This is a genomic window from Paenibacillus sp. FSL W7-1332 (assembly GCF_037969785.1).
In the GTDB taxonomy this organism is placed as follows: domain Bacteria; phylum Bacillota; class Bacilli; order Paenibacillales; family Paenibacillaceae; genus Paenibacillus_AQ.
The window spans coordinates 1,151,771-1,176,611 of record NZ_CP150209.1; the positions used below are offsets into that span (position 1 = coordinate 1,151,771).

Genomic DNA, 24,841 nt, shown 5'->3' on the forward strand with positions numbered 1-24,841 from the left:
AAATGTTGACGGTAAAGTTGAAATGAATCGGGAGGGGTAAACCATGGATATTTTGGTTATCGGAGGCGGCGGAAGAGAGCATGCCATCGTATGGGCACTGGCAAAGAGCCCGAAAGCGGATAAGATTTACTGCGCACCCGGCAACGCCGGTATCGGACAGCTGGCCGAGTGCGTGCCGATCGCGGTATCGGAGTTTGAGAAGCTGGCGGCATTCGCCGTAGAGAAGCAGGTGGGACTCATTGTTGTCGGTCCGGATGATCCGCTGGCTGACGGCATCGTAGATGCATTCGACGCTACAGGCATCCCGGTATTCGGTCCGCGCAAAAATGCAGCCGAAATTGAGGGCAGCAAAACTTTTATGAAGGACTTGCTCCATAAATACGGCATTCCGACGGCAGCCTACGCGAAGTTCGACGATTACGAGAAGGCGCTAGCTTACTTGCGCCAGCAAGGCGCACCGATCGTCGTGAAAGCGGACGGGCTCGCAGCCGGCAAGGGTGTTACCGTTGCGCGGACGATCGAGGAAGCCGAGCAGGCGCTCAGCGACATTATGCAATCGAAGGTGTTTGGCGATGCGGGAAGCCGGGTGGTCATCGAGGAGTTCCTGGAAGGCCAGGAAATGTCGATCCTCGCCTTTGTGGATGGTGAAACCGTGAAGCCGATGTCGGCGGCACAGGATCATAAACCGGCTTATGATGGAGATTTGGGACCGAATACAGGTGGGATGGGAACGTATTCTCCATTGCCTCATATTCAGTCATCTGTCATTGAAGAGGCCATTGAGACGATTATCAAGCCCACAGCGAAAGCGATGGTAGCGGAAGGTCGTCCGTTCCGGGGCGTTCTGTTCGCCGGATTGATGATTACGCCGGACGGAAAACCGAAGACCATTGAGTTCAACGCCAGATTTGGCGATCCGGAAACGCAGGTCGTATTGCCGCGCTTGAAGACGGATCTGCTTGAGGTATTCCTTGCTGCCGTTAACGGAAACCTGGCTGATTTAGAACTGGAGTGGAGTGACGAGGCAGCGGTATGCGTCATCCTGGCTTCCGGCGGGTATCCTGCATCGTATCCGAAAGGGATAGCGATCAGTGGGCTGGATAACGAGCAGGACGGAACGATTGTATTTCATGCGGGCACCTCTCGCGATGCTGACGGAACGTGGAGAACGAATGGAGGACGCGTTCTCGGCGTTGTTGGATTAGGGGCAGATATCGCATCCGCACGGGCGAAAGCGTATGAGCGTGCAGAAGCGATTTTGTTTGAAGGCAAGCAGAACCGGACGGATATTGCGCTGAAGGCGCTTGTGTAGAGTCATTTTTTTGACTGATAAAATATAATTGAAACAAAAGGAGTCTTCTTGAAGAAGACTCCTTTTGTTTGTACTCATAAATGGATTCACGGGCCTAACGTCTATTCAGACCTCTTTGGTCAGTTGATTATTTTGCATAAACTTAACTCTAACATAAATGTGTCTGTCTGAAATGGGACCATAGGCGCTGTCCGTAATAGGAGCAGATAGCCGTACGCTGCACGATGATGCCTTGTATTAATTTATGCTTTGTTCAGTTTCTGTTTACCTAATGTTAACTTTGCATAGATAGGATGAATAAGAAAGGATAGAGTTGATCCATTCCCAGCACCTTTCAACAGATATTCTGAGTCTTTGGGAGTTGACTCTGTTATATAATAAAAGCAACTGTTTGTTGAAATATGAAAAGATGGAGAAAAATGCTATGGATAACATTTCGGTTTTGCTTGTAGATGATGAACAAGGCTTATGCGATATGTTGACTACCGTGTTGAAGAAGGAAGGCTTTCGGCATATTCGAAGTGTGGGCACAGGGCAGGAAGCGGTGCGAACATTAACGGAGTTTAATCCGGACGTCATCATACTGGATGTCATGCTTCCGGATGAGGACGGCTTCGAGGTGTGCCGAAAAATTCGCAAAATGACCGAAACGCCGATCCTTTTTCTTACCGCCCGGGATGCTGACTTGGACAAGCTGATGGGGTTTGGCATTGGCGGGGACGATTATATTACGAAACCATTTAATCCGTTGGAGGTTGTTGCCCGCACCAAAGCTCGTCTGAAATATAAAACACAGCGGGAACAAGAGGCTCAGCCGCGATTAACTCAATTGGATTTTGGTTATTTTAGGCTGGATCTTGCAGCCGGGGAACTGATCGTAAATGGCAAGCAAGTGGAGTGCCCGGCACGTGAATGGGAGCTGCTTGTATTTCTGTGCCGACATCCTAACCGTATTTTTAGTACGCGTCAATTATACGAATCGGTCTGGAAGGAGCCCTACCTTGGAGATGAGAAGACGGTTGTAATCCATATTTTCAGACTGCGAAAAAGGGTGGAGCCTGATTCCAGAAACCCAAGGTTTATTGTTAACGTTCGTGGACTTGGCTACAAAATGCTGGCCCCAAGAAAGGAAAAAGAATGAATCCAATGGTCACAATGGCTTTTCGCTTTATCAAGATAACCATTATTTTGATGATGATGTTTGTCCTGAGTTTTATTTTATGCACGGTGATATTTATATATCTTCAGGATTGGATGAGTCCCCGGGGCACGATATCCATGAAGACTTTTTTAGCTGTTACGGGCATCGTGTTAATGGCTATTTTTTTCATGGCTTTCGGTTGGTGCGTGGGCAAACCGCTTACTTATTTAATACGCTGGATCAACCAATTATCCGAAAGAAATTACAGCCAGCCGCAGGAACATTTCCATCAGCCGAGCGAAGGCTCATTACCTCATAACAACTATCGTTATCCGTATATCTTATATAAAGAATTATTTGATCGAATGACGCAATTATCGAATCAACTCCTGCAAAGTGAGACCGAGCGATTAAATATGGAAGTCAAGAAGCAGGAATGGATTGCGTCGATCAGCCATGATCTCAAGACGCCTTTGTCGTACATCGAAGGCTATGCTCATATGCTCTCAGCCGCCGATTATGATTGGACCGATGAGGAGAAACAGAATTTTAGCAGGCAGATCAGCGGCAAGACCATGGAAATGAAGCAGCTAATTCATGATTTAAACCAAACAGGCCGGTGGTCAGTCGAACAGTTCCCGATGAATAGAAAATCTGATGATATAGTGAATTTTCTGCGCGATATGATGATAGATATCGCAAACCACCCGTTAGCTGAGAATGCGTCATTTATGTTTACTACCGAAAAGGATGTTTGCTTGATGGATTTTGACAGAAATCTGTTAGGACGAGCCTTTCAAAATGTATTAATGAATGCGGTTATCCATAATCCGTCCGGCACCCAGGTTAAATGCAATATCTCTATTAAAGAAAACAAATGTTTCATTGTAATCGAGGATGATGGAAACGGGATCGAGGATACGGTATTAAGACAGGGTTTAGATCAATCGGGTAAAGGAATAGCTATAGCCAATGCCTTTGTTGAAGCTCATTCTGGCCGGATGAGCATTCTACCGGCGGATAGTAAGGGTACCCGGGTTGAATTTGTATTGCCGATCAGCCCCTAAATTATCCTGTCGTTCATTAGATGTTTACCTCCTGTTTATTTCCCATTGCTAAACTTTAAATGTTAGTTAAGCCAAGCAGGAGGAATAAGAGATGAAGGAATATGCTATCGATACACATCAACTGACCCGCAAATTCGGGCAGCGTGAAACAGTAAAGCAGATTAATTTGAAGGTTCCCAAGCGGGAGGTCTATGGATTTTTGGGGCCAAATGGAGCGGGTAAGACAACAACGATTCGGATGCTCCTAGGGCTCATCCGCTCGTCATCCGGGGAGATTCGTATACTTGGCAAAGATCTGAAAAAGAACCGAATGGATATTCTGAAAGATGTGGGTTCTCTCGTGGAATCTCCTTCATACTATGCTCATCTTTCAGGATACAATAATTTGAAAATCATGGCGCTAATCCATGGTATACAGGAATCCAGGATCCAGGAGGTTCTTGAATGGGTGAGGCTAAATCATGCAACTCATCAGTCGGTCAGGAGTTATTCACTTGGCATGAAACAGCGGCTCGGGATCGCGATGGCGCTTATTACAAATCCCAAATTGTTGATTCTAGATGAGCCCACAAATGGACTTGATCCATCGGGAATTCAAGAAATTCGAGAGCTGATTACACGACTTCCCCGCGATTTTGATATCACTGTACTGCTTTCAAGCCATTTGCTGAGTGAAATCGAGCAGGTTGCAACGTGGGTAGGAATTATTAATCAAGGGGAATTGATCTTCCAAGGACCGCTGCAGGAATTAACGGATCGCAGTAAGCCTTATGTCTGGGTGGAGATGGACCGGCCCCTGGAAGCAGCAGCAGCTCTGAATAGTCAAGGCTTTGATGCGGTGCCGGAAATAACAACAGGTCAGATCCGTACCTCCATGATCGACAGGCCGCAATCAGCCGAAATGATTCGTTTCCTTGTCAATCATCAGTATGATGTCTACCGGGTAACGGAGAAGAAGAAAACCCTTGAGGAAATCTTCCTGGAATTAACCGGTCAGGAGAACAGCTTATGATGCTGGAGCTGATGCGTGCAGAAGGATTAAAACTTAAGTTATTATGCCGGTGGATGCCTGTAATCCAGGGCATAATCCTGATCAGCATGACGGCCTTGGAGTGGTATCTTTATTTTCGTCAAGGTCCAGGTGGAATCTATGCCGGCTTTGCGGTCATGTACATGTTTTTGTCTTTCGTTTTTTTATTGGGGATTACGCTTCTAGCCAGCATTATGGCCGGTACCGAGCACGAAACCAAGGCATGGAAGCAGCTGCTTGCGATGCCTGTTCCCAAAGCGTCTGTGTATCTGGCTAAACTTTTATGGATCCTTGTATTACAGTTATGTGCCGCAATCATTACGATCATGGGGATGTGCCTGATTTGGGTTCTGTATTCGAATGAACCGATACCTTGGGGAATCATGATATTGCAGCCTCTGTTCGCCTGCTTATCGACATTGCCGATGATGGCTATTCAGCTCTGGCTGTCCACGGTGTTTTCGAACCAGGCTTTACCGCTGGCTCTCGGGATATTCGGCTCCATAACCAGCTTGTTTTTAGCGCGAAGCAATTCTCTTATCATTCAAATCCTTCCCTGGTCGTATCCGGCACTATCCAGCCCGCTGATCCCTGGCCATATGCAGTGGATAGGAATCTCACTTGGAGTAGGGTTCATGCTGACGGTGCTGGGAGCTCTCCTGTTTGCCAGAAGAGAATTTGAATAGGGGGTGCTGCCATTATGAGAATGCTGATACGTGCTGAAGGAATCAAGCTTCAATGGAGTGTCATCACAGTGCTCATCGTATTGGACACGCTGATTAACTCAGCGATGGGAGCGATGCAGCTTGAGAGCTTAAAGGAATTTTTCCCGCCCAGCTGGTTGACGCTCTATATCCATAGCGTTAATTTACACTCTATGTTTTTCTATCCTTTGTACAGCGCAATTATAGCCTCCTTATTATGCTTATATGAGCACCGGGACGGGGGCTGGAAGATAGTCATGAGTATGCCGATCCCCCGCAACAGGCTCTTCTATGCAAAATATATGATGCTCATTGGGATTTTGGGGCTGGTGCAGGTCGTTTTTTTACTCGGTTATGTAGCAACGGGATATCTTGTTGAAGCGCCTGGTGAGATTCCGTGGGAGACGTTACTCTATTCCATTATCGGAGGATGGATCGGTATTTTACCTCTTGCTGCCTTACAGCTTATCGTTTCAATAAGAGTTCGGAATTTTGGAGCCTCCCTGGCGATGTCTCTGGGATATGTGGTGCCGAATATCGTGCTGACAGGTTTTCATTCTGCCATTGGGGCTTGGCTTCCATTCACGATTCCCTACTATGTCATGATGCCACAGGCAGCGCTCTACGCGCCGCGAGTTGAACCTTATAGCCTGTGGTTCATCGTGTTATTTACAGGTATCGTATATTTGTTAATGGGGAAGCGTTTTGTTGAAAAAAGAGATTGGTTGTAGCCCATTTGCTAGCATATTGATAATAAATAAGTTTCTTTAGCCCTGGTGCAGCAAACACCAGGGTCTATTATATTCTAAGGCCCCCTGGTCACGGAATAATCAAGCTTATTAACGCATATGAAAGATAAGGATGGGGCTGGGCTACTTTCTAACCGGGGTGACGTCTAATTTTAAGGGCGTCAATGGTATATATATCAGTGAAAGAAAGAAGCGCAACTATTGCGCAAACGTTTGTGCAACATTGGAGCGTTTTGCAGCCATTCTTGTCCGATTTGGGGAGTAGAATGACTGAATTGCACTGCATATGCACAACTATTTTTATGAAAACTTACGAAATACAGCGAATAGTGAAGGTAACAAGAGATTATATGCTTAAAACGGGTAAAAATGATCTGTGCAAACGTTTTTACATTCGATAATAAATGTTGTATGATGTTTTCAGTGAATGAAGCGCTTTCTCAACGGGATTTTTCCTGAGTATCTCGCCAGATGCTACATAGAAAAAGAGACGCTGAAAATTTCTGAAATCGTTTGCGCAGATTTCCAACATTTTCTGATCATTTATTGAGAGGGGTAATCATGGAATGAAGATGAAGAAACTACTTACGCTAGCTGCAACCTTCACGTTGGCGTTCTCCATTACAGCGTGCGGAGGAAATTCACCTGCTCCCGCTGCTGAGGCACCTGCTGAGAATCCACCAGCCCAGGAGACGCCGGCCGAAAATACAGAAGCACCGGAACTTAAGCCGGAGGAAGGCGCTAAATTGATCGTATGGGAAAGTAGAGACGAAAGAGCCTACACCGATGCGGTTGCTAAAGAATTTACCGAGAAATACGGCGTTGAAGTAACCATCGAAGAATTGTCCCCAACCGACCAAGTTACCAAGCTTCAACAAGACGGACCATCCGGATTGGGCGCTGACGTAGTATTGTTCCCTCACGATAACCTGGGTAAGGCCGTAGCTACCAACCTGGTTCTGCCAAATGATTACTTCGAAGAAAAAACGAAGAGCAGCAACTCGGAAGCCGCTATCCAAGGCGTAAGCTATGACGGCGTTCTGTACGGATACCCGCGCGCTGCTGAAACATACCTGATGTATTACAACAAGGACCTGGTAAAAGAAGTTCCAACAACGATGGAAGAAGTTATTGAGTTCAGCAAAACCTTCACAGACAAATCCAAAAACAAATATGGAATCATGTTCGAAACAGGCAACCTGTACTTCGCATATCCATTCCTTGCTTCCAATGGCGGCTACATCTTCGGTAACGGCGGCGCAGATGTCAACGATATCGGCCTCAACAACGAAGGCGCAGTCAAGAGTATGGAAGTGTATGCAAGCCTGAAAGAAATTCTTCCGGTTAAATCCGGCGACATTACGCCTGATATCAAACGCGGATTGTTCACGGCCGGCGACCTGGCTATGGACATTAACGGACCATGGGAGCTCGGCGGATACAAAGAAGCGCTTGGCGACAAGCTTGGCGTTGCTCCAATCCCAACCATCGGCGGTCAGCCTGCTGTATCGTTCTCCGGTATCAAAGCTTGGTACGTAAGCTCGTTCACGAAATATCCGCAAGCCGCTCGTTTGTTTGCTGACTTTGCGACAAGCAAGGAAGCTCAATTGAAACTGAGCGCACTGGTTGGATCGGTTCCAACTAACAACGAAGCTCAACAAGATGATCAAATCAAGAATGACGAGTATGTATCGGCATTCACAGAGCAGTTCAAATCTTCCCAACCGATGCCATCCGTTCCTGAAATGGCTAACGTATGGTCTCCTGTAGGCGCTGCACTGGCTGAGATCTGGGATAACAACAAAGACGTGAAAGAAACGCTTGATAAAGCTGTAAGTCAAGTGAAAGATCTCAACAGTGGTGGAGCTGGCGAGTAATTACGTTCTTATATAATGCGAGATAGATGAAGAAGTTCACCCGCCGAACAACCGGCGGGTGATTCCTCGATTATATGGAGAGGAGAATGGAGGGAGCATGCGTCAACATCGTACGACAGCAGCCGTATTATCAGCCATCTGTATGGGTCTGGGTCAGCTTTACAATCGGCAATGGATCAAAGGCGTTCTTTTACTTATCGTAGGTATATTCAGTCTGTATTACTTCATCAACAACCTGGGTGATGCCATCTGGGGAATGACAACTTTGGGGGAACAGGGAAGCCATTTAGAGAAAGTCAACGGATTGACCCAAATGGTAGCAGGTGACCATTCCATCAATCTACTGATTGAAGGGCTTATCACCATGATTATGTTTGCGCTTTTTCTTATTGGGTATTATGCCAATATCAAAAACGCATATAACGCTGGAAAACTAAGGGAACAGGGTGGAAAACCCAACAACTTCAGACAGACCCTTTACTATATTTTTGAATGGAAATTCGCGCAATCTTTCCTGACGCTGCCGGCCATCGGTATTTTGTTTTTTACGGTCATGCCGATTATCTTCATGGTCATGCTGGCGTTTACGAACTATTCCGCTCCAAACAATCTGCCGCCGGCAAATTTGGTTGACTGGGTCGGTTTCAAAACCTTCACCAATCTCGTTGCATTGAAATCATGGAGCCATACTTTTTTCGGCGTCCTGACCTGGACGATCATCTGGGCAGTGCTGGCAACGGTAACGACGTATTTTGGCGGTGTGCTCGTTGCACTCCTTATTCAACAAAAAGGAATTCGTTTCAAAGGCGTATGGCGTGTCATTCTGATCATTCCATATGCGATTCCGCAGCTGATTTCCTTGCTCGTCATGCGTAATATGTTTAACGGACAATTCGGACCGATCAACCAGTATTTAAGATATTTCGGTTTGGAAGGCCTGCCATGGCTAACCGATCCGGTCTGGGCCAAAGTGACCGTTATTATCGTTAATATGTGGGTAGGTATCCCGGTATCCATGCTTCTCGTTATGAGTGTCCTGACTACGATTCCGAAGGATCTTTATGAAGCGGCCGATGTGGACGGGGCGACTGGATTCCAGAAATTCAAGATCATCACCCTGCCGATGATTTTGTTCTCGACGGCACCGGTGCTGATTACGCAATTTGCCGGTAACATTAACAACTTTAACTTGATTTTCCTCCTGACAAACGGTAATCCGGTTGTGGGTGATTATCAGTACGCGGGTGCGACGGACCTGCTGGTAACCTGGCTCTATAAACTGACGCTGGATCAGCAGCGGTACAGCATGGCATCGGCCATCGGTATTATCATCTTCATGATTATTGCGACCTTCTCGATTTACAATTATCGCAGAACCAGATCCTTTAAAGAGGAGGATATGATCCAATAATGGGAATTAAAATGAGAAATGCGATTCGCCTGACGGCAAGTTACATCACGCTTGTCATCATTGCGATCGGTTGTATTTACCCGGCGCTCTGGATTGTTCTGGCCTCTTTCCGTCCCGGAAAGTCGTTGTACAGCAAGTCCTTGATTCCAGAATCTTTTACGCTCAGTCATTATAAAGAATTGTTTACGTCCCAGAGCTTTCTGTTTGGCACATGGTACATGAACACGTTGAAAATTGCGATATTCTCCATGATTATCGGGACCATTCTTGTCCTGCTCACAAGTTATGCGGTCTCCCGATTCCGGTTTAAAGGTCGGCAAAATGCGCTATCGGTCATTCTCGTGCTGGGGATGTTCCCGGGCTTCATGAGTATGATCGCGCTGTATATCCTGCTGAACTCCCTGGATCTGCTGAACACGCATGCGGCGATGATTATCGTGTATGCGGCAGGGGCGCCGCTAGGCGGAACCCTGATCATGAAAGGCTTCCTGGATACGATACCGCGAAGTCTGGATGAAGCGGCGAAGATCGACGGAGCTACCAACTTCCAGATATTCCGCAAAATCATTCTGCCGTTGTCGAAGCCAATGATCACGTATATGGGCTTGACGCTGTTCGTTGGCCCATGGGTAGACTTTATCTTTGCGAGACTCGTGCTCCGGACAAAAGAAAACTGGACGCTCGCCGTCGGCCTATGGGATCTCGTCAACTCCACCCAGGACAGTAACTTTACGTTGTTCGCGGCGGCATCCGTGCTGATCGCACTGCCGATCACCTTGCTGTTTGTCTTCCTGCAGCGTTTGCTGGTCGATGGCATGACGGCTGGTGCAAGCAAAGGGTAAGGTACGGATAGCTAATCGTATGAAATCATCATAAGACAGATAGATAGAGAGAACAGCGAAGAGACACAGCCGGTAACCGCTAGCTGTGTCTTTTTGCATTCAAACATGCGATGCAGGGGGACATATACATATGAACATGATGAGACGTTTTCAATTCAAAGCGGTTGGGATGAAGCTGTTTGTTATCTTTTTTACCACGATCGTGCTGTTATCTTCGGCGCTCGGGTTATTATCGTATTCCATCTCCAAAGACACGGTGATGGATCAGGTGTCGGAAGCGACTTCGGGACAGATGATGCAGGCGGCGGACAAGCTGGATTTCCTGCTGGCCCAATATGAAGCCGCTTCCCGTCAATGGGCGCTGGATACGGTTCTTCGCGAGGACCTCGTTACGGTAAGTACGGCGGGTATCGGCATTCGGGACAAAACGCAGGCCGAGAACCGAATCCGGGAGAAATTGAACGGGATGGCTTCTTCGGATAAACGTCTGCAGGGCATGCGCCTGGTTGCGCCCAATCTTCAAGCTCAAAGCTCCTATAACTCAACGGGCTTAACGGGAATGTCTTCCGCAGAAAGCGTGAAGGCGAAGATGGACCGGATTATACAGGCCGATGGCGAACCGGTATGGTTTCCGACCGAGGTTCAAGGCTTTATGGAGAACGAGAAAACCGCCACCATGTCGATGGGGAGATTGCTGAAAAATCTGAAGAATCCGGATGCGCAGTATATCCTGTTGATCGATATCAAGGAAGAGGCGGTCGGAGGGGTGCTGGCCAATTTAAAAATAGGGAACAACGGCCGGATGCGAATCATTGCCGAGGATAACCGGATCGTACACGACATGGACTCGGCTCAGCTGATGCAGCCGTCCGCCATCACGGTTCCTCAAGATGCCGAAGACGGAGGGATTTATTACACCGCCGACGAGCAGATGGTGGTGTATACCCCGCTGAAGACGGCTCCTTGGCATATGGTCGGCTTTGCTCCCGTTAGCGATTTTGTGCAAGCCACGGACAAGCTATTGGTTGTAACGCTCGGGGTTATTGTGGCCGCGGTTCTGGTTGCGATACTGCTAGGCTATTATATGATGCGTTCCATCGGCCGCCCCCTGAATCAGATGTGCCGTCTGATGGAAGAGGGAGAGCAGGGAAATCTGAAGGTTCGGACCGAGTTCCGGCGTGCGGATGAAATTGGCCGACTCGGCCACAGCTTCAACCGGATGATGGGGCAAATTTCGGCTCTGGTCGATCAGACGAATGCTTCCGCGAAGCAAGTGCTGGCCACGGCGGAGGAACTGGCGGGAGTATCGAAGGGAACCTCGCTGACGGCTGGTGAAATTGCATCGGCCATGGAGCAGATTGCACAGGGAAGCGCAAGCTTGGCGATGGAGGCCGAACGGGAGAATCAGCTGGCTGAGAACATTGGCTTTCAGATGAGTAAGGTATCGGATTCGAATCAAGTGATGGAGGCCGCGGCTGATCGCGTGCTTCAGGTGACGGGAGAGGGCGCACGGCATATGGACAATCTGGTGGAGAAATCCACGCGGATTAATCAGGTGAACCGGGCCATTGTCCAGAATGCGGAGAAGCTGAAGGAGAACACCGCGTCGATTCACAAAATATTGGAGCTGATGTCGGAGATCACGCATCAAACCAACGTGCTGTCCATTAACGCGACGATTGAAGCGGCACGTGCCGGGGCGGCAGGCAGCGGCTTCATGGTCGTAGCCAATGAAGTGCGCAGCTTGGCGGATCGTTCCAAGGAATCGATCCAGACCGTAGGCGCGATGATCAAGGATATCCGTTCTGAAGTACAAGGCTCCGTTGATGCATTGACGTCGGCATCACCGCTCTTTGACGAGCAGCTGCATTCGGTTCAGGAAGCCCAGGGCGTATTCGATCATGTACGCTACGAGATGGATGCCCTTTTGGCCGAGATCCGCGAATCGACCCGGTCGGTAGAGGTACTGATCGGTTCCCAGCTTACCCTGACCGACTCGATCTCGGAGGCCAGCTCGATCGTTCAAGAGACCAGCGCCGCCACGGAGGAGGTCGCTTCGATGTCATCCGAGCAGTTCAAGGTGAGCGAGAAGCTGGTTGCCCTGTCTTCACGCTTGGAGGAGCTGTCGGAGGGCTTGCGCAAATCTTTGGTGATGTTTAGGACGTAAATGGTTTTCGATTGCTGCGTGAAAATGATGTGCTTATGCAGCACTCCGCATGCGGATCATGCTTCCGATCCCTGTTACCCCCGGATTTCTATTGGAATCATATTTATGGTTGAAATCCGGGGATAAAGGGGACTTCTGCAGTATAAGTGGAAGAAGGGGACAACATCGTAAATCACCTGCTGTAAAAAGTAATGACAGACATACTGATTGGGGGTACCATTTATATAAATGCACTTTTTTAAACGATCGGTCGTTAAATTATTGACAGTACATTGTTATAATCCTTATAATGGCATTAATTCAAATGAAGGGAGCCTGAGGGTTATCAAGAAAAGAGAGATTACATCAAGTCATATCATCCAAGCAGCATATGAGCTGTTTGCAGAGCATGGGATAGAGAGAACGAGTTTGGGGTTGATTTCAAAAAAAGTAGGCATAACCAAATCCTCTATATACTACCATTTTGCAACAAAAGAAGAGTTGATTAGCCGAACCTTTGAGTATATTTTTAAAGATCATTATTTTGCTGCTTACTTTGATAATGAATCCGTTAATAAAGACAATTTTATAGAGACGATAATTAGAGGCGGTTTAAACATGCTGCCAAGCGATGGCGAAGAGTATCGTTCAACCTTAAGAGTGCTTAGTGAGTTCACGATGCTAGCCGAGCGTGATGACCAATTTAGAGCTCCCTTATTGAAAGTTCAACAAGATTTTGTCAACGGTTTTTATAATTTATTGTCAAAAGGCGCCGAATGGGATCTAGTTGAACCTACAAAAATCGAAGTAAGTTCTAAAATTCTCGCCCTGCTTATTGATAATTTGTCTAGATGCAAAATGATGAAGATGGATTTGGAATATCAGATGATTTGGGAAGAGACTGTTAATCGAATTATGATTCGAGAAAATACATAGTTAGCTTATAAGGAGCGATCCAATTGAAACATATTATTATTACAGGTACATCAAGAGGTATCGGTGAATCTTTGGCTAATCAATTAATCGATAAGAACCACCACCTTATATGCATCTCTAGAACCACGAACCAACGGATTATCGATCTAGCCAAGGAGAGAGACTGCAAAATTGATTATTTTAATTTTGATTTAACAAACATTGGCGAGATTGATCAACTTTTCGAAGACATCTTCAGTCAAATTGAGCTTTATTCCAACGATGAGGGGATTTATCTTATCAATAATGCCGCCATGTTGACTCCAGTGAGCCCAATTGAACGGATAGAAACTGAAAAAATAATAGAGAACATCCATTTAAATCTATTAGCACCAATGATAATAATCGCAAACTATCTTAAACGTAGCAAAGATATGAATGTGGACAAAAGAATTCTAAATATATCCTCAGCATCTGCAAAATTTTTATTACCGTCACAAAGCTGTTACAGTACTGCAAAAGCTGGCCTTGACTCGTTTACTAAAAGTATAGACATCGAGCAAAAGCTCGTGACATATCCAGCAAAAGTAGTCGCTATATATCCAGGTATGATCGACACCAATTTACAATCGGAAATTCGATCCGTAAGTAATGATCTTTTCCCATATGTTAATGAATTCATTCAACTTTCTGAGGAAGGGAAATTACAAACGCCTGAATACACTGCGCACAAATTAATCGAGATTCTGCTAAGCGAAGATTTTGGTAAAGCTGTTGTTATTGAAACCATTGATCAATGATCCAAATAATTGCCTACAAACACAATTAATATTCGGAAATGAATGCCACACAGTATACGACAGACAACTACATACTAAACCATTGAGTGAAGAAAAACAGCCGTCTCTAATAGAGATTCGGCTGTTTTTTCATGGAGTGGACGTTATTCACGGATTAGTGGATGTTCTAATTCCACATGACCCATTAAGCTTTCAGTTGCATCTCCGTCAACAAGCAGATCAATACTGCTTATTTCTTCAAACTGAAAAAATGTTTCTTTCAGGGCATCGATGGCTAAAAGTTCTCCTCCAGCACCTAATCTTGCTTCATCCGGAATATGCACATCAAGTGTCAATTTTCCTTGATTAAACGTTGATGAGAGTAAATCAATACTATTCCACAATGAGATCAATTCAGTTTGATCGTTACTTTTAAGGGCGGCAAACGTTTTACTGTATTTGTCGGAGTCATCCTCAAAAGTAATTTTCTTCGTACTTTGTTCTAGTTTGTATAGTTGGCCGTCCGCGTAAAAAACCTGAATTTCTTGAGATTGTTCGCCCTCCTCGTCCTGATTAGCTGATGGCACGGGTGCAGTACTTGCAGGGTCAGAACCCTGCACTGGATCAGAAGAAGTAGGCTTGCTACCACACCCCACCGCTAGTATGCTTATGGCACAAATTGCGATAGCAAAATAGATCCCTTTTTTCATAGAAGCACATCCTCTTAAAATAATCGTTGTTTTATAACGTCAGATATTCTTTTATTCCATCAACAATGGCCTGTGCCGCTTTATTTTGATTGGTTTCTGACATCATGGCCTCCTCCTCAGATTTGTTACTTAAAAATCCGACTTCCAAGAGAACCGCAGACATTGTGGTTTCCCGGATGACCTGGTAGTTTCCGTTCTTAACACCACGATCTTGAAATCCCAAGGCCTTAATCAAATTTTTATGAATGAGGTCTGCTAGTTCTTTACTACTTTCACGTTGGTAATAATACGTTTCGGTTCCCGATACTTGAGGAGCAGCCTTTACGCTGTTCCCGTGTATAGAAACAAACACATCCGCCTTTAGATCATTAGCAAGTTTAACTCGTTCCGATCGTGTAGGGTAAATATCCGTTTCACGAGTCATAATCACTTCTATGCCAGGTTCTTGTTGCAAGAGAGCCTGAACTTTAAGGCCTAAAGCAAGGGTGAGAATCTTCTCAGGTTTTTTCGTGAAACTTATTGTACCTGGATCACTTCCACCATGTCCCGGATCAATAACGACTATTTTCTTGCCACTGTTGACAGGAGTTGCAGGTGCAGGGTCGTTTACCATACTCAAATCAAGGATGAATTTGCCGGCGATGGTCTACTGCTCATAATTGACCGAACGAACATTGTTTAATTCAATCACGATTCGAACTTGAGCAGGGTCATTTTTGAAAAGAGAATAACGTATATCGGTAATATTTGGAGATTCACTAGTATCCAACCTCTCCATGGCTCCGCTAGAGAGTGCTTGTCCCATATCTCCCAAGTTGGTAGATGGGAAATCCACGACGATTCGTTCAGGGTTTTGAAGAGTAGTTATGACTGGAGTAACTTCATGGTCTAACGAAACCACCAGTTGGTTATTTGCATAGTTTATTTCATGAATTTGCTTAGTGGTTGCTTCGATCCCACTTTCATTAAAGGGCTCTGATGGAAGGGATGTATTGCTAGATAGAGTAACAATCTTGTCTTTGTTATTCCAGCCAACGCTCAGACCCATTTCTTCACTAACAAAACGCATGGGTACGACAACCGTATTCTTAATCATTTGAGGAGCAACGTTGAGCGTCACAGTGTTGTTTTCGACTAAAGCCTCATTTTTTCCAACAGTCAATGAAATTGCTTTAGAACCTTGTTGAATATGTACATTTTGTGTTTTTTTGTCCCAGTTCACATTGAACTTTAAATTCTCAGCGACTACTCGAATTGGAATCATGATGTTGTTGCGTACATTAACGACTTCAACAGAATTAGGTAACCCAAGCTCCTGGCCATCTAAAAATATTTTTGTTTGATTTGTAGCCGCTTGAGCGTGCATAGGGTTTAGAAAGAGTAGCAGTGCAGTAAACAGTAGCATCATTATAGATTTCTTCATTTTACACCTCGGTTTAAATTTACGGAATTACTAAACTTCTAGCTGAAAGACATGGTTACCATACGGTTTTCATCTATGAAAAGAAATCACAGGAAAATAACCTAATACTTAAACTAACCGATTCATAAGAGAACTGATGTTATGAAATTGAAAGGTATCAAGTTAGCGGGGATAACCAATCACCTCCTAAGACTCGCGAGTTAGTTCAAAAGCTGAAAGTACAAACTACTAAATTATGACATCATTCTGCAATTATACATATTTATCCTGTGAAACTGTACCAAAATTTGAAAATATCAGTTGAAGCTTATGTGAAAAATTAAATTTTTGGCAATCCGTAATGTGCCTGCATTACGTAATGAATTAAGCTAACGGGACACGATCGTTCAATGCTAAAAGACTGCCTATAGGCAGTTTCAAATAAACTGGATTCATGCGTATTATTGTCGATATCGCCCCTGAACCGCTTCAGGCAGTTCCTCGAAGGCAACCTCTTCCCAATGCGTGACCCCCCGAAGCAGCGTGTGATATAGCTGTACATAAGCTCCTTCTCTTAATTGCTTTCCGGTCGAAAACCCAAGCCTGCGTTCATTTCCTTTCACATTATATGAAATCAGCTCATAGTTGTAACGTCCATTGTCATCTTGAATACCGAGGCCGGTTACCATCGTATAATAGATGTTTTTTCCTGCAGAATTTTCAGGGGTCAGCTTCTCCGAGTCCCAGAAGAACATCCACAAGCATGCTCCAATCACGATGATGAGCCCCAGGACTTGTACTGTTTTTTTCAATATAAAAATCCTCCTAAGCGTAATCAGGATGATACAATGTCTTTATTCTTCAACCGGTGAATAGACATCGATGAAAAAATGATAATGAAAGCCAAATTGGTCATCCAAAACAGAATGTTCTGCATGCCTGTTAACGGATCTTGACTCATCACACTCATCCCGATGTTGAGTAACGAGAACGGGAAAAATATTCCCAACTTGGCAATATACATACCCAGACCAATAAAGACCGCGCACAAACTAATGCCGATCGGCGTGGCAAAGCTGCGGATCCGCAGCGAAAGCCCCAATTGTAGAGCAGTTATGGACATACACGCATACCATCCACGGATCATCCAACCTATAGTTTCTACAGGGAAATGCCCGGGTAAGGAGAATAAGGTGCCTGCCAGCCAATAGAGTCCCATGAACAGTACTTGTGCGAACAAGATTAATATGCCGACTACCATCCATTTGGCAAGAAACACGCTGGCAATCGAAACAGGAGAGGTCATAACCATATTCCAATTCCGGTTTAAATGCTCCAGCCTACCAATATAGGAACAGCAGATGGAAATCAGAATAGGCAGGAAAAACACACCGTAGAATAGGGCGACTTGGGTCCACAGGCTGTACCAACCATTTTGCAGGGCGTCCTGGTTAAAATAATAATTCGCACATCCAATCAACAAACTTAGAATTGGAAGTACCGCGATGATAAGGCCAATTCGAGAATGACGCAGTTTTATCCATTCAGCAGAAATACTTCGTTTCATAAAAACTCCTCCTCAGATTTCCTGCCTGCTTACATGGAAGTTCCCCACGAAATAGAACAGGAGAGTCATGATCAACGAACCCAGTATGATTCCAACACTTTCAGGCTGTACGATATAGACACTCGCAGACTCGGCGTATCGATAAGTAACTGGACTGAGATCCAAATAGTAAGACCAAATAAGAAGATGTCGAATAGCAGCCGGAAATAATCCGGCGGTCATTCCGATGAAGCCGCCCAGCATGCCCAAACACAGCGCAAAAGCCTGATTTTTGATAGCAAAAGAAATCCACTGTTGAAGGGCTGTGACAGCAAGGGTCGTCAGGAGAGTGCCTCCAACGAAACGGAATAATAAATCGCTAGGCAGCGAGCCGGGGAAATCCTTTGTGAGCCCGATCACGATTATGAATAAAGCCTGTACCCCGATGCCATACAGGACTAGACTATTGGTACATATATACTTCGCTGCGTAGAGCCGTCCGCGTCCAACATTGGTAGCAGCAAGCATTTTCCAGGTCGATCCCTTATGTTCCATATCACAAATACGTGAGACAACAACAGCCGACATAATGGGCATAAACAAACCATTCATGGATGATATACTAAAAAAAACGGATTCCCACACGGCGTGATCCGGGTTGCTCGCAATGGACCGGCTTATGGACATAAAAGCCCACAGCATCTCTATGACAAGAAATAATATCATCATGATCCCTATTTTTTTGCGACGGATTTTATAATACTCCAGCCCTAACAATTTGATCACAAGCTCCGCCCCTTTCCTGTCAGCTCCAGGAATATATCCTCCAAACTTTTCTTCTGCTCTTCGATTCGAGTGACTTCGATTTTATGTTCAACAAGCAGCCTGTTCATCTCCGCCACTTCCGTATCCTGAAGCGTGCAGAGCTCAAGCCGGCTGCCACTTTGTGTCGGGTTGTATCCTTGAGTGAGTAGTAGCTGCTCGGCTTTAGCGTTGTCCCCGGTTTTCATATAAATGGCGTTTCTGCTTTTTTGCTTCAAACTTGCCATACTCCCCTGATACAACAGATTCCCTTGAGTAATAATGCCTACTGAGGTAGCGATTTGTTCGATCTCCGAGAGGAGATGGCTGGAGAGCAATACAGTGATTCCATAGCGTTCAGGCAATGATTTGATGAGCTCCCGAATTTCCCCAATGCCCGCGGGGTCAAGTCCGTTCGTCGGCTCATCAAGGATCAGCAGCTTGGGAAAAGCAAGCAGGGCCATCGCGATGCCCAGCCGTTGCTTCATTCCCAGCGAATATTGTTCCGTTTTTTTGTTTTTTTGATTTTCCAGCCGCACAATACGAAGCGCCTCGTGAACATTTTTATCGGGTACGTTCCGAAGGCGCTGCATAACCTTCATATTCTCAAGCCCGGTCAAATGCCCGTAATAAGAGGGAGATTCAATCAGCGATCCGGTACGCTGCAGAATGGATGGCCGATGTTTGCTCAGGTCTTGTCCGAAAATATGGATGGTCCCTTCCGTTGGCTTGACGAGACCGAGCAGCATTTTTAGCGTCGTTGTTTTCCCTGCACCGTTTGGGCCCAGAAAACCATAGATTTCTCCCTCTTGAACACGTAAATCCACTTTATTTACACTGTTATTTGCCCCATATGTTTTAGACAGATTTTGCGTTTGCACAATAGCGAGTGTACTCATAAGAAAGTCAGCTCCATTCCAGTCTTTAATTTCTACTTCGTTTTAACCATAAAGAATCTACCTTACTTCAGTCTTTAGACAACCTTACGCTAACCTTAAATAGATTTTGAAAAAGACGGCTCATCCCCTTGTTCATGTATAATAAATTCAGGTGATGGGGCATGGAGAATTTAAAAGACAAAAAAATATTAATTGTAGATGATGAACCGGAAATCAGAATTATGATCGAACGATTTTTAAGAAAAGAGGGCTTTTACCGTATTTCCATGGCAGGCGACTGTACTTCGGCTCTGTCGATCTGCCGAGAGGGTAAACCGGATATCGCGATTCTTGATGTCATGCTGCCTGATGGCGACGGATTCTCGCTTCTGTCTTCCATTAAACAGTTGATAGATATTCCGATTCTTTTTCTTTCCGCGCGAGGTGAGGATGAAGATCGATTGCTTGGACTGGGTTTGGGGGCAGATGATTACCTTGTGAAACCTTTCCTGCCGCGGGAGCTGGTATTACGGCTGATGGCAATACTGAAGCGGGTTTACTCCTCTCCCGTGGCAGAGCGTCTGCCTGTCTTCCGATTGGGGGAACAGACGATAGACCTCGAGAGTGCTGTCGTGCACAGGAATCAGAAGGAACTGTCATTGACGGCAAAGGAACATGCGATTCTTGTGAAATTGTACGAGAACCAAGGCCGAATCGTCACGAGCGATGCCTTATGTCAAGCCGTTTGGGGAGATGACAGCTACGGATACGAAAATACATTGATGGTCCATGTCAGACGGGTACGGGAAAAAATCGAGCGGGATCCTTCTAAACCGATTCATCTACTCACCGTCAGGGGACTGGGATATAAGCTGCTGGTGAAGGAGATACGTTAGTGGAGGGGATTATTCGCATATTACGGCGGTTTGTCGCCTCAACCCTATTGTTCTCGTTATTTCTGCTTCTTTTTAATTTCGTATTACTAGGCACGCTAGTGTTCACGGAAAATGACCAGAACTCGTCCCCGGAAGGCATAGTTAAGAAAGTGACCCAAGGCTTGGAGATGCAGAAGGACAGCTTTCAACTGGACGGGCAAGCTACCGAGCTGCTGCAGCAGAATCATGCCTGGGCCATGCTGCTCGGTGAAAATGGTCATGTGATCTGGGATTATCATTTACCTCATGATGTTCCTGCTTTCTACAATCTAGTCGATGTAGCCAAGTTCTCACGGTACTACCTTAAGGATTATCCGGTTTATACATCGGAACATCAGGAAGGACTGATGGTCGTAGGGTATCCCAAGGAAAGCCACTGGAAGTATCAATTGGACTTCCTTGCAGAATGGATAAGCTCGTTGCCCCTGCGGATCGTGCTGCTGCTACTTTGTAATTTGGCGTTGGCCTTACTGATATCTATTATCATTGGCACACGGCTCATCAGAAAGATACGGCCTCTGGTGGACGGAGTCCACAATTTAGCTAGGGAACAAGAGGTTCAGCTTGACACCAAAGGGATATTTGGTGATTTGGCCCAGAGCATGAATTCAGCATCAGCGATATTCCAGAACAAGACAGCCGCGCTGCAGTCACGGGATGAAGCACGTGCCAACTGGATTGCCGGGATTTCTCATGATATTCGGACGCCGCTCTCCCTCATACTCGGTTATGCCAGCGAAATGGAGGATCAATCGGACTTGTCGGAGGAGCAGAGGCATCAGGCCGGTATTATCCGGAGCCAAGGCGAGAAGCTGCGCTCACTGGTAAGTGATCTGAATCTGGTCTCTATGCTTGAATATGAAATGCAGCCTTTGAACTTGAAGTACATCCGGCTATCGGTTCTGGGTAGACAGGTTGTCACGGAATTTTTGAATCATGGTTTGGATAACCGGTATGACATTGAATTAAAACTAGCGGATGAAGCGGTTCGGATCTATGGGGATGAGAAATTGTTGCTCCGGGCAATCAGCAATCTTGTCCAGAACAGTGTGCGTCATAACTCGCAGGGCTGCAAAATCACAATAGAAACCTCTCTATCCCAAGATCGCTCCCAATATCGCATGATCGTAAGGGATGATGGGCGAGGAATCCCTCAAGAGCAATTGGCGGAGATTACCGAATTGTACTTTTCTGCAAAGAGAAGGCGCCCTGCCCAGCAAGGTCACGGCCTGGGGCTTCCGATGGTAGCAAGGATTGCGAAGGCGCATCATGGCCACCTCCTTCTTGCAAATGGTGAGGACCAAAGAGGTCTAACAGCGATCATGGAATTCCCTCTGCAGTCGCAGAATGAAACAGTGGAAGATTGGCAAGTGGGTAGCCATCGATGAGACCCATAAATCCAATTGAAATGAGGTGGAGATCAAGATGAGCTGGCGCGGAAGATCCAAATTGGAGCGATTTGAGATGGCCGCCACTTTTATAATGGATGTGATACTCTATATCCCGCGTTTGATTATGAAGCTGTTTTAAATGTTCCGCTTCTGCTGTTCATCGAACTTTGACGGCAATCTTTGCACTGATTAAAACTTCCATCAGCATTTCCAGGAATAAATCCAAAAGACATAACCATGAACAAACAGAAACGGACTAGTCACGCTAGTCCGTTTCATTCTGCTTTCATATATCCAAGTTCCAGTAGAATCAAAAGGCTTCAAACCTTTTCGAGAAAATCAAGAACTACATGATTGAATTGATGAGGTGCCTCGACAAAGGGGAGGTGGCCACAGTCTTGCATGGTTATTTTAGATGATCGTTCTATTCGTTTATGTAGTGTTTCGGCAATGTCGGGGGATCAGAACATGGTCCTATAGAAAGTTTTTTGCTGGTAGGCGTGTTACTCGGGAGTGCTGGGATTAGCGAGGGAGCGTGAGTTACCTCGTGCGCTTGTTGAGTTACTGCCTGCTGGGACGCTCTCCCTTTGGGAATCGCTCGTGCAGGTGGAGAGGGGATGTTGAGGTGCTTCGTGCGTAACGGGCTACTGCCTGCTGGAACTATTAACCTGCATGAATTAAAACCAGCTCCGGGAACTGTCCCGGAGCTGGTTTTGTTAAGGTGCTGCTCTTCGGTAAAGACTTATGGTCGGCGGCTATACCCATTCATGGTGGTTGTGCCGTTAGCCGGAGCAGCAAAGGAATGGTGCGTTTTTATGGATTTACGGCTGCCAGTTCACGTTAATGGTGGCTGTGCCGCTGGTTGGAGCGGTGAAGGTATGGTTCGAGCCGCCTTCCCACGTTACCGTCGAGCCTTGTTTTTTCAGGAATTTGAATTCGATGGTTTTACCTGCCGGTACGCTGACGTCATAGTACCAGGTTGGGTATTGGTAGATGACCTGGTTGTACAACGGTCCGATGGCTTTGGCAGGATCCCAATTGCCGAGCTCGCTTACGCTGCCAGCCAGGTACACGTTTTGTCCGAGCGCGGTGGTGGCATTGTTCACCACAAACCGGACGCTGACTTGATCCCCTGTCAGCACTTCGAAGTTGTCGTGTACATTGCTTGAAGTGCCAGCGCTATTGGCGACTTTGATGTTATATACACCACCGGCTACCGCAGGGATCTTCACTTTGATCTGCGTGTCCTCCCATGCCGTAATGTTAGTGCCTGTTACGGCCGTTGAGCCGAAGTATACCGTGCCTTTGGTTGCGCCGAAACCGCGGCCGTCAATGGTGATGGTTGCGCCTGGTTTGGCCATCATCGGTCCTACGTGCCCGATCGTTGGCGAAGTCACGGCTGTGGTATATTGCCATACGGCCGTACCGCCCGCAGCGAGCGTAAAGTTGGAAGCTGCTCCGCCTGTGCCAACAGTCAAGCTGTTGCCGTTCAGAAGTCCGCCCAGCACGTCGGCATAGCTGCCGGCAGGCAATGAAGTCGCCAATCCCGTAATGGAGGCCGGCGTATTCACGTTGCGGTTTACAGCGATAAGCGCCACGTTGCTGCCGAATTTGCGTTCATAGATCAGCACATCATTGTTGATCCAGCGCTCTTGGGTCGTTCCATAGGCGATGGCCGGATTGGATTTGCGTAGTGGCGCCAGCTTTTTAATTACTTGGTAAGCGGTCGTCGTCGTGGAGAAAGAAGGAATTCGTGCCCGGTTGTCAGGGTCGTTGCCGCCGGACATGTATTGCTCGGTTCCGTAATAGATGGCCGGCACGCCGCGGGAAGTGAGCGTGAAGGCCAGCGCTTGCTCCAGCTTACGGCGGTTCGCGCTGTTATTGTGGAAGCGTTCCATGTCATGGTTATCGATGAACGTGACCTGATCCTCCACCTGCGCGTAATCGGTTGCCGAGCCCTCCAACATGGACTTCAGACCATACATATTGTCGGTGTTATCCCTGAATACCTGGCGTACCTTCTGCGCGAAACGGAAGTCCAGCAGGCTCATGCCGGATTCGTTGGCGAACTTATGGTTCTCGGCACTTACTTCGTTCACGCCGAGGAACCATTCGCCGAAGGTGAAGACCGGCTTGTAGTTGTTGACGGTAGCCATGAAACTCTTCTGCCAGCCAAATGGCATATGCTTCACCGCGTCCATTCGAATGCCGTCAATGCCCAGATCGAGCCACATTTTGATGGCGTCCTTCAGGTAGGTATCCACGGTGCTGTTATTGTGATTCAGGTCGGCAAGGTCGTACAGGTTTTTGTAAATCCCGTTCTCTGTTGTTGAGAAATCGGTGCCTCCGTTATGATGAAACAAATTCTGTGTATCGCCCGTGTATCCGCCGAGCAGGGTGCCGTTGTTGTACAGCTTGCCGTTCTCCGCGAATGAAGGCTGGTCCGAGGAAGCGGGAGAGGTGTGGTTCGGTGCGAAGTCGATGATGACTTTGATGTTCTTGGCATGAGCGGCTGCGATGAGATTCTGGAAATCGGCGATCGTGCCGTAAGCCGGGTTCGTTTTCTTGAAATCTCTGGCCCAATAGCCGTGATAAGCGGTATTGTTCACGCCGGAATAGTTGATGACGCTGTAGATGTTCTCAACAGGCTGGGAGATCCAAATGGCGGTAACGCCCATGCCGGTCAGGTAGCCGTCGTTGATTTTGTTAATGATCCCTTGCCAGTCACCGCCGCAGTATAGCCTCAGATTGGTACAGGTACCGTCAAAGGCAGGTCCGGTTGGGTTGTTGGCCGCATTGCCGTCGGAGAAACGGTCCGTAAAGATTTGATAAATGACATCCGTGCTGAAATTTTGTTTATTGGATACCGAAGTATCCGGGGCCGCATGAGCAGGGCCGAGAAGGCTCAAGGCCAGGGACAAGCTAAGGGCAAGAGAAGTTGTCAGTTTGTAAAACTTTTTCATCGTAATTCCTCCTATGTAGCTGATATAGAGAAGGCTGGTTTTACTAGCTTATCGGCTGCTTGAGTTTCACCTCCCATACTAAATCGGGCAACAAAAAACCCCGGAATCTCCTGTAGAGAAACCGGGGTTGTTCCATACCGGGTGTGCGGTGACGGAATGCATGGCCCTTAAATTATGCGAGTGTTTGATTTCAACAATATTGTAAATGGAAGCGTATTCAAGTGTCAATATATTATATCCAA

Annotated in this window: 22 protein-coding genes; 14 read left to right on the forward strand and 8 right to left on the reverse strand. The window is 46.5% G+C overall.

Features of this window, described 5'->3' with window-relative positions; translation table 11 throughout:
• Positions 1-43 precede the first annotated feature (43 nt).
• From purD to MKX98_RS04995, 12 genes are all read left to right on the forward strand, one after another.
• The gene (gene purD / locus MKX98_RS04940) at positions 44-1,312 is read left to right on the forward strand and encodes a phosphoribosylamine--glycine ligase (protein ID WP_220686522.1); all 1,269 of its coding nucleotides are present in this window, start codon (positions 44-46) and stop codon (positions 1,310-1,312) included.
• Positions 1,313-1,736: 424 nt separating this feature from the next.
• The gene (locus tag MKX98_RS04945) at positions 1,737-2,453 is read left to right on the forward strand and encodes a response regulator transcription factor (protein WP_339221744.1); all 717 of its coding nucleotides are present in this window, start codon (positions 1,737-1,739) and stop codon (positions 2,451-2,453) included.
• Positions 2,450-3,520 carry a HAMP domain-containing sensor histidine kinase gene (locus MKX98_RS04950; protein WP_339221745.1) on the forward strand — a complete coding sequence of 357 codons (1,071 nt, stop codon included), beginning with the start codon at positions 2,450-2,452 and terminating at the stop codon, positions 3,518-3,520. The genes MKX98_RS04945 and MKX98_RS04950 overlap by 4 nt, the downstream gene beginning before the upstream one ends.
• 91 nt (positions 3,521-3,611) lie before the next feature.
• Positions 3,612-4,532, forward strand: a complete 921-nt coding sequence (locus MKX98_RS04955; protein ID WP_339221747.1) for an ABC transporter ATP-binding protein — start codon at positions 3,612-3,614, stop codon at positions 4,530-4,532.
• A complete protein-coding gene (locus MKX98_RS04960; protein WP_194540974.1) occupies positions 4,529-5,236 on the forward strand; it encodes an ABC transporter permease in 708 nt (235 codons plus the stop codon). The genes MKX98_RS04955 and MKX98_RS04960 overlap by 4 nt, the downstream gene beginning before the upstream one ends.
• A 14-nt stretch (positions 5,237-5,250) precedes the next feature.
• On the forward strand, positions 5,251-5,985 hold the full coding sequence (locus tag MKX98_RS04965) for an ABC transporter permease (protein WP_194540975.1): 735 nt from the start codon (positions 5,251-5,253) through the stop codon (positions 5,983-5,985).
• 584 nt (positions 5,986-6,569) lie between these two features.
• Positions 6,570-7,880 carry a maltose ABC transporter substrate-binding protein gene (locus tag MKX98_RS04970; protein ID WP_194540976.1) on the forward strand — a complete coding sequence of 437 codons (1,311 nt, stop codon included), beginning with the start codon at positions 6,570-6,572 and terminating at the stop codon, positions 7,878-7,880.
• A gap of 97 nt (positions 7,881-7,977) precedes the next feature.
• Positions 7,978-9,291: a sugar ABC transporter permease gene (locus tag MKX98_RS04975; protein ID WP_113061542.1), complete on the forward strand. Its 1,314-nt coding sequence runs from the start codon at positions 7,978-7,980 to the stop codon at positions 9,289-9,291.
• The gene (locus tag MKX98_RS04980) at positions 9,291-10,133 is read left to right on the forward strand and encodes a sugar ABC transporter permease (protein ID WP_071221547.1); all 843 of its coding nucleotides are present in this window, start codon (positions 9,291-9,293) and stop codon (positions 10,131-10,133) included. The genes MKX98_RS04975 and MKX98_RS04980 overlap by 1 nt, the downstream gene beginning before the upstream one ends.
• A 130-nt stretch (positions 10,134-10,263) precedes the next feature.
• A complete protein-coding gene (locus MKX98_RS04985) occupies positions 10,264-12,300 on the forward strand; it encodes a methyl-accepting chemotaxis protein (RefSeq protein WP_339221752.1) in 2,037 nt (678 codons plus the stop codon).
• 228 nt (positions 12,301-12,528) lie between these two features.
• Complete coding sequence (locus MKX98_RS04990) at positions 12,529-13,215, forward strand: TetR/AcrR family transcriptional regulator (protein WP_339221754.1); 687 nt, start codon at positions 12,529-12,531, stop codon at positions 13,213-13,215.
• A gap of 23 nt (positions 13,216-13,238) precedes the next feature.
• On the forward strand, positions 13,239-13,994 hold the full coding sequence (locus tag MKX98_RS04995; protein ID WP_194540980.1) for a (S)-benzoin forming benzil reductase: 756 nt from the start codon (positions 13,239-13,241) through the stop codon (positions 13,992-13,994).
• A gap of 143 nt (positions 13,995-14,137) precedes the next feature.
• Here MKX98_RS04995 and MKX98_RS05000 read toward each other — a convergent pair whose 3' ends face one another.
• The 7 genes from MKX98_RS05000 to MKX98_RS05030 all read right to left on the reverse strand — a co-directional run bounded on the left by MKX98_RS05000 (position 14,138) and on the right by MKX98_RS05030 (position 19,331).
• Complete coding sequence (locus MKX98_RS05000) at positions 14,138-14,683, reverse strand: GerMN domain-containing protein (RefSeq protein WP_339221756.1); 546 nt, start codon at positions 14,681-14,683, stop codon at positions 14,138-14,140.
• Positions 14,684-14,714: 31 nt separating this feature from the next.
• Positions 14,715-15,296 (reverse strand): N-acetylmuramoyl-L-alanine amidase, encoded by a 582-nt coding sequence (locus MKX98_RS05005; protein WP_339224316.1) that lies wholly within the window; start codon positions 15,294-15,296, stop codon positions 14,715-14,717.
• Between the two features lie 33 nt (positions 15,297-15,329).
• The gene (locus tag MKX98_RS05010; RefSeq protein ID WP_339221758.1) at positions 15,330-16,106 is read right to left on the reverse strand and encodes a stalk domain-containing protein; all 777 of its coding nucleotides are present in this window, start codon (positions 16,104-16,106) and stop codon (positions 15,330-15,332) included.
• Positions 16,107-16,546: 440 nt separating this feature from the next.
• Entirely contained in the window at positions 16,547-16,897 is a 351-nt protein-coding gene (locus MKX98_RS05015; protein WP_339221760.1) for a YxeA family protein, read from the reverse strand.
• 23 nt (positions 16,898-16,920) lie between these two features.
• Complete coding sequence (locus tag MKX98_RS05020) at positions 16,921-17,652, reverse strand: ABC transporter permease (RefSeq protein ID WP_339221762.1); 732 nt, start codon at positions 17,650-17,652, stop codon at positions 16,921-16,923.
• Positions 17,653-17,664: 12 nt separating this feature from the next.
• The gene (locus MKX98_RS05025) at positions 17,665-18,417 is read right to left on the reverse strand and encodes an ABC transporter permease (RefSeq protein WP_339221763.1); all 753 of its coding nucleotides are present in this window, start codon (positions 18,415-18,417) and stop codon (positions 17,665-17,667) included.
• Positions 18,414-19,331 carry an ABC transporter ATP-binding protein gene (locus tag MKX98_RS05030; RefSeq protein WP_339221764.1) on the reverse strand — a complete coding sequence of 306 codons (918 nt, stop codon included), beginning with the start codon at positions 19,329-19,331 and terminating at the stop codon, positions 18,414-18,416. The genes MKX98_RS05025 and MKX98_RS05030 overlap by 4 nt, the downstream gene beginning before the upstream one ends.
• A gap of 161 nt (positions 19,332-19,492) precedes the next feature.
• Here MKX98_RS05030 and MKX98_RS05035 point away from each other — a divergent pair, with 161 nt between their 5' ends.
• Both MKX98_RS05035 and MKX98_RS05040 read left to right on the forward strand, forming a co-directional pair.
• Complete coding sequence (locus MKX98_RS05035; protein WP_194540986.1) at positions 19,493-20,206, forward strand: response regulator transcription factor; 714 nt, start codon at positions 19,493-19,495, stop codon at positions 20,204-20,206.
• Positions 20,206-21,633, forward strand: a complete 1,428-nt coding sequence (locus MKX98_RS05040) for a HAMP domain-containing sensor histidine kinase (protein ID WP_339221765.1) — start codon at positions 20,206-20,208, stop codon at positions 21,631-21,633. The genes MKX98_RS05035 and MKX98_RS05040 overlap by 1 nt, the downstream gene beginning before the upstream one ends.
• 824 nt (positions 21,634-22,457) lie before the next feature.
• Here the strand turns inward: MKX98_RS05040 and MKX98_RS05045 are convergent.
• Positions 22,458-24,599 (reverse strand): alpha-amylase family glycosyl hydrolase, encoded by a 2,142-nt coding sequence (locus MKX98_RS05045; protein ID WP_339221767.1) that lies wholly within the window; start codon positions 24,597-24,599, stop codon positions 22,458-22,460.
• Positions 24,600-24,841: the final 242 nt, after the last annotated feature.

What these genes read in the sequence shown, in the direction of transcription:
- purD (WP_220686522.1), top strand. Translation starts at nt 44, where the DNA reads ATGGATATTTTGGTTATCGGAGGCGGCGGAAGAGAGCATGCCATCGTA.
- MKX98_RS04945 (WP_339221744.1), top strand. Translation starts at nt 1,737, where the DNA reads ATGGATAACATTTCGGTTTTGCTTGTAGATGATGAACAAGGCTTATGC.
- MKX98_RS04950 (WP_339221745.1), top strand. Translation starts at nt 2,450, where the DNA reads ATGAATCCAATGGTCACAATGGCTTTTCGCTTTATCAAGATAACCATT.
- MKX98_RS04955 (WP_339221747.1), top strand. Translation starts at nt 3,612, where the DNA reads ATGAAGGAATATGCTATCGATACACATCAACTGACCCGCAAATTCGGG.
- MKX98_RS04960 (WP_194540974.1), top strand. Translation starts at nt 4,529, where the DNA reads ATGATGCTGGAGCTGATGCGTGCAGAAGGATTAAAACTTAAGTTATTA.
- MKX98_RS04965 (WP_194540975.1), top strand. Translation starts at nt 5,251, where the DNA reads ATGAGAATGCTGATACGTGCTGAAGGAATCAAGCTTCAATGGAGTGTC.
- MKX98_RS04970 (WP_194540976.1), top strand. Translation starts at nt 6,570, where the DNA reads ATGAAGATGAAGAAACTACTTACGCTAGCTGCAACCTTCACGTTGGCG.
- MKX98_RS04975 (WP_113061542.1), top strand. Translation starts at nt 7,978, where the DNA reads ATGCGTCAACATCGTACGACAGCAGCCGTATTATCAGCCATCTGTATG.
- MKX98_RS04980 (WP_071221547.1), top strand. Translation starts at nt 9,291, where the DNA reads ATGGGAATTAAAATGAGAAATGCGATTCGCCTGACGGCAAGTTACATC.
- MKX98_RS04985 (WP_339221752.1), top strand. Translation starts at nt 10,264, where the DNA reads ATGAACATGATGAGACGTTTTCAATTCAAAGCGGTTGGGATGAAGCTG.
- MKX98_RS04990 (WP_339221754.1), top strand. Translation starts at nt 12,529, where the DNA reads ATGCACTTTTTTAAACGATCGGTCGTTAAATTATTGACAGTACATTGT.
- MKX98_RS05000 (WP_339221756.1), bottom strand. Translation starts at nt 14,683, where the DNA reads ATGAAAAAAGGGATCTATTTTGCTATCGCAATTTGTGCCATAAGCATA.
- MKX98_RS05005 (WP_339224316.1), bottom strand. Translation starts at nt 15,296, where the DNA reads ATGGTAAACGACCCTGCACCTGCAACTCCTGTCAACAGTGGCAAGAAA.
- MKX98_RS05010 (WP_339221758.1), bottom strand. Translation starts at nt 16,106, where the DNA reads ATGAAGAAATCTATAATGATGCTACTGTTTACTGCACTGCTACTCTTT.
- MKX98_RS05020 (WP_339221762.1), bottom strand. Translation starts at nt 17,652, where the DNA reads ATGAAACGAAGTATTTCTGCTGAATGGATAAAACTGCGTCATTCTCGA.
- MKX98_RS05030 (WP_339221764.1), bottom strand. Translation starts at nt 19,331, where the DNA reads ATGAGTACACTCGCTATTGTGCAAACGCAAAATCTGTCTAAAACATAT.
- MKX98_RS05035 (WP_194540986.1), top strand. Translation starts at nt 19,493, where the DNA reads ATGGAGAATTTAAAAGACAAAAAAATATTAATTGTAGATGATGAACCG.
- MKX98_RS05045 (WP_339221767.1), bottom strand. Translation starts at nt 24,599, where the DNA reads ATGAAAAAGTTTTACAAACTGACAACTTCTCTTGCCCTTAGCTTGTCC.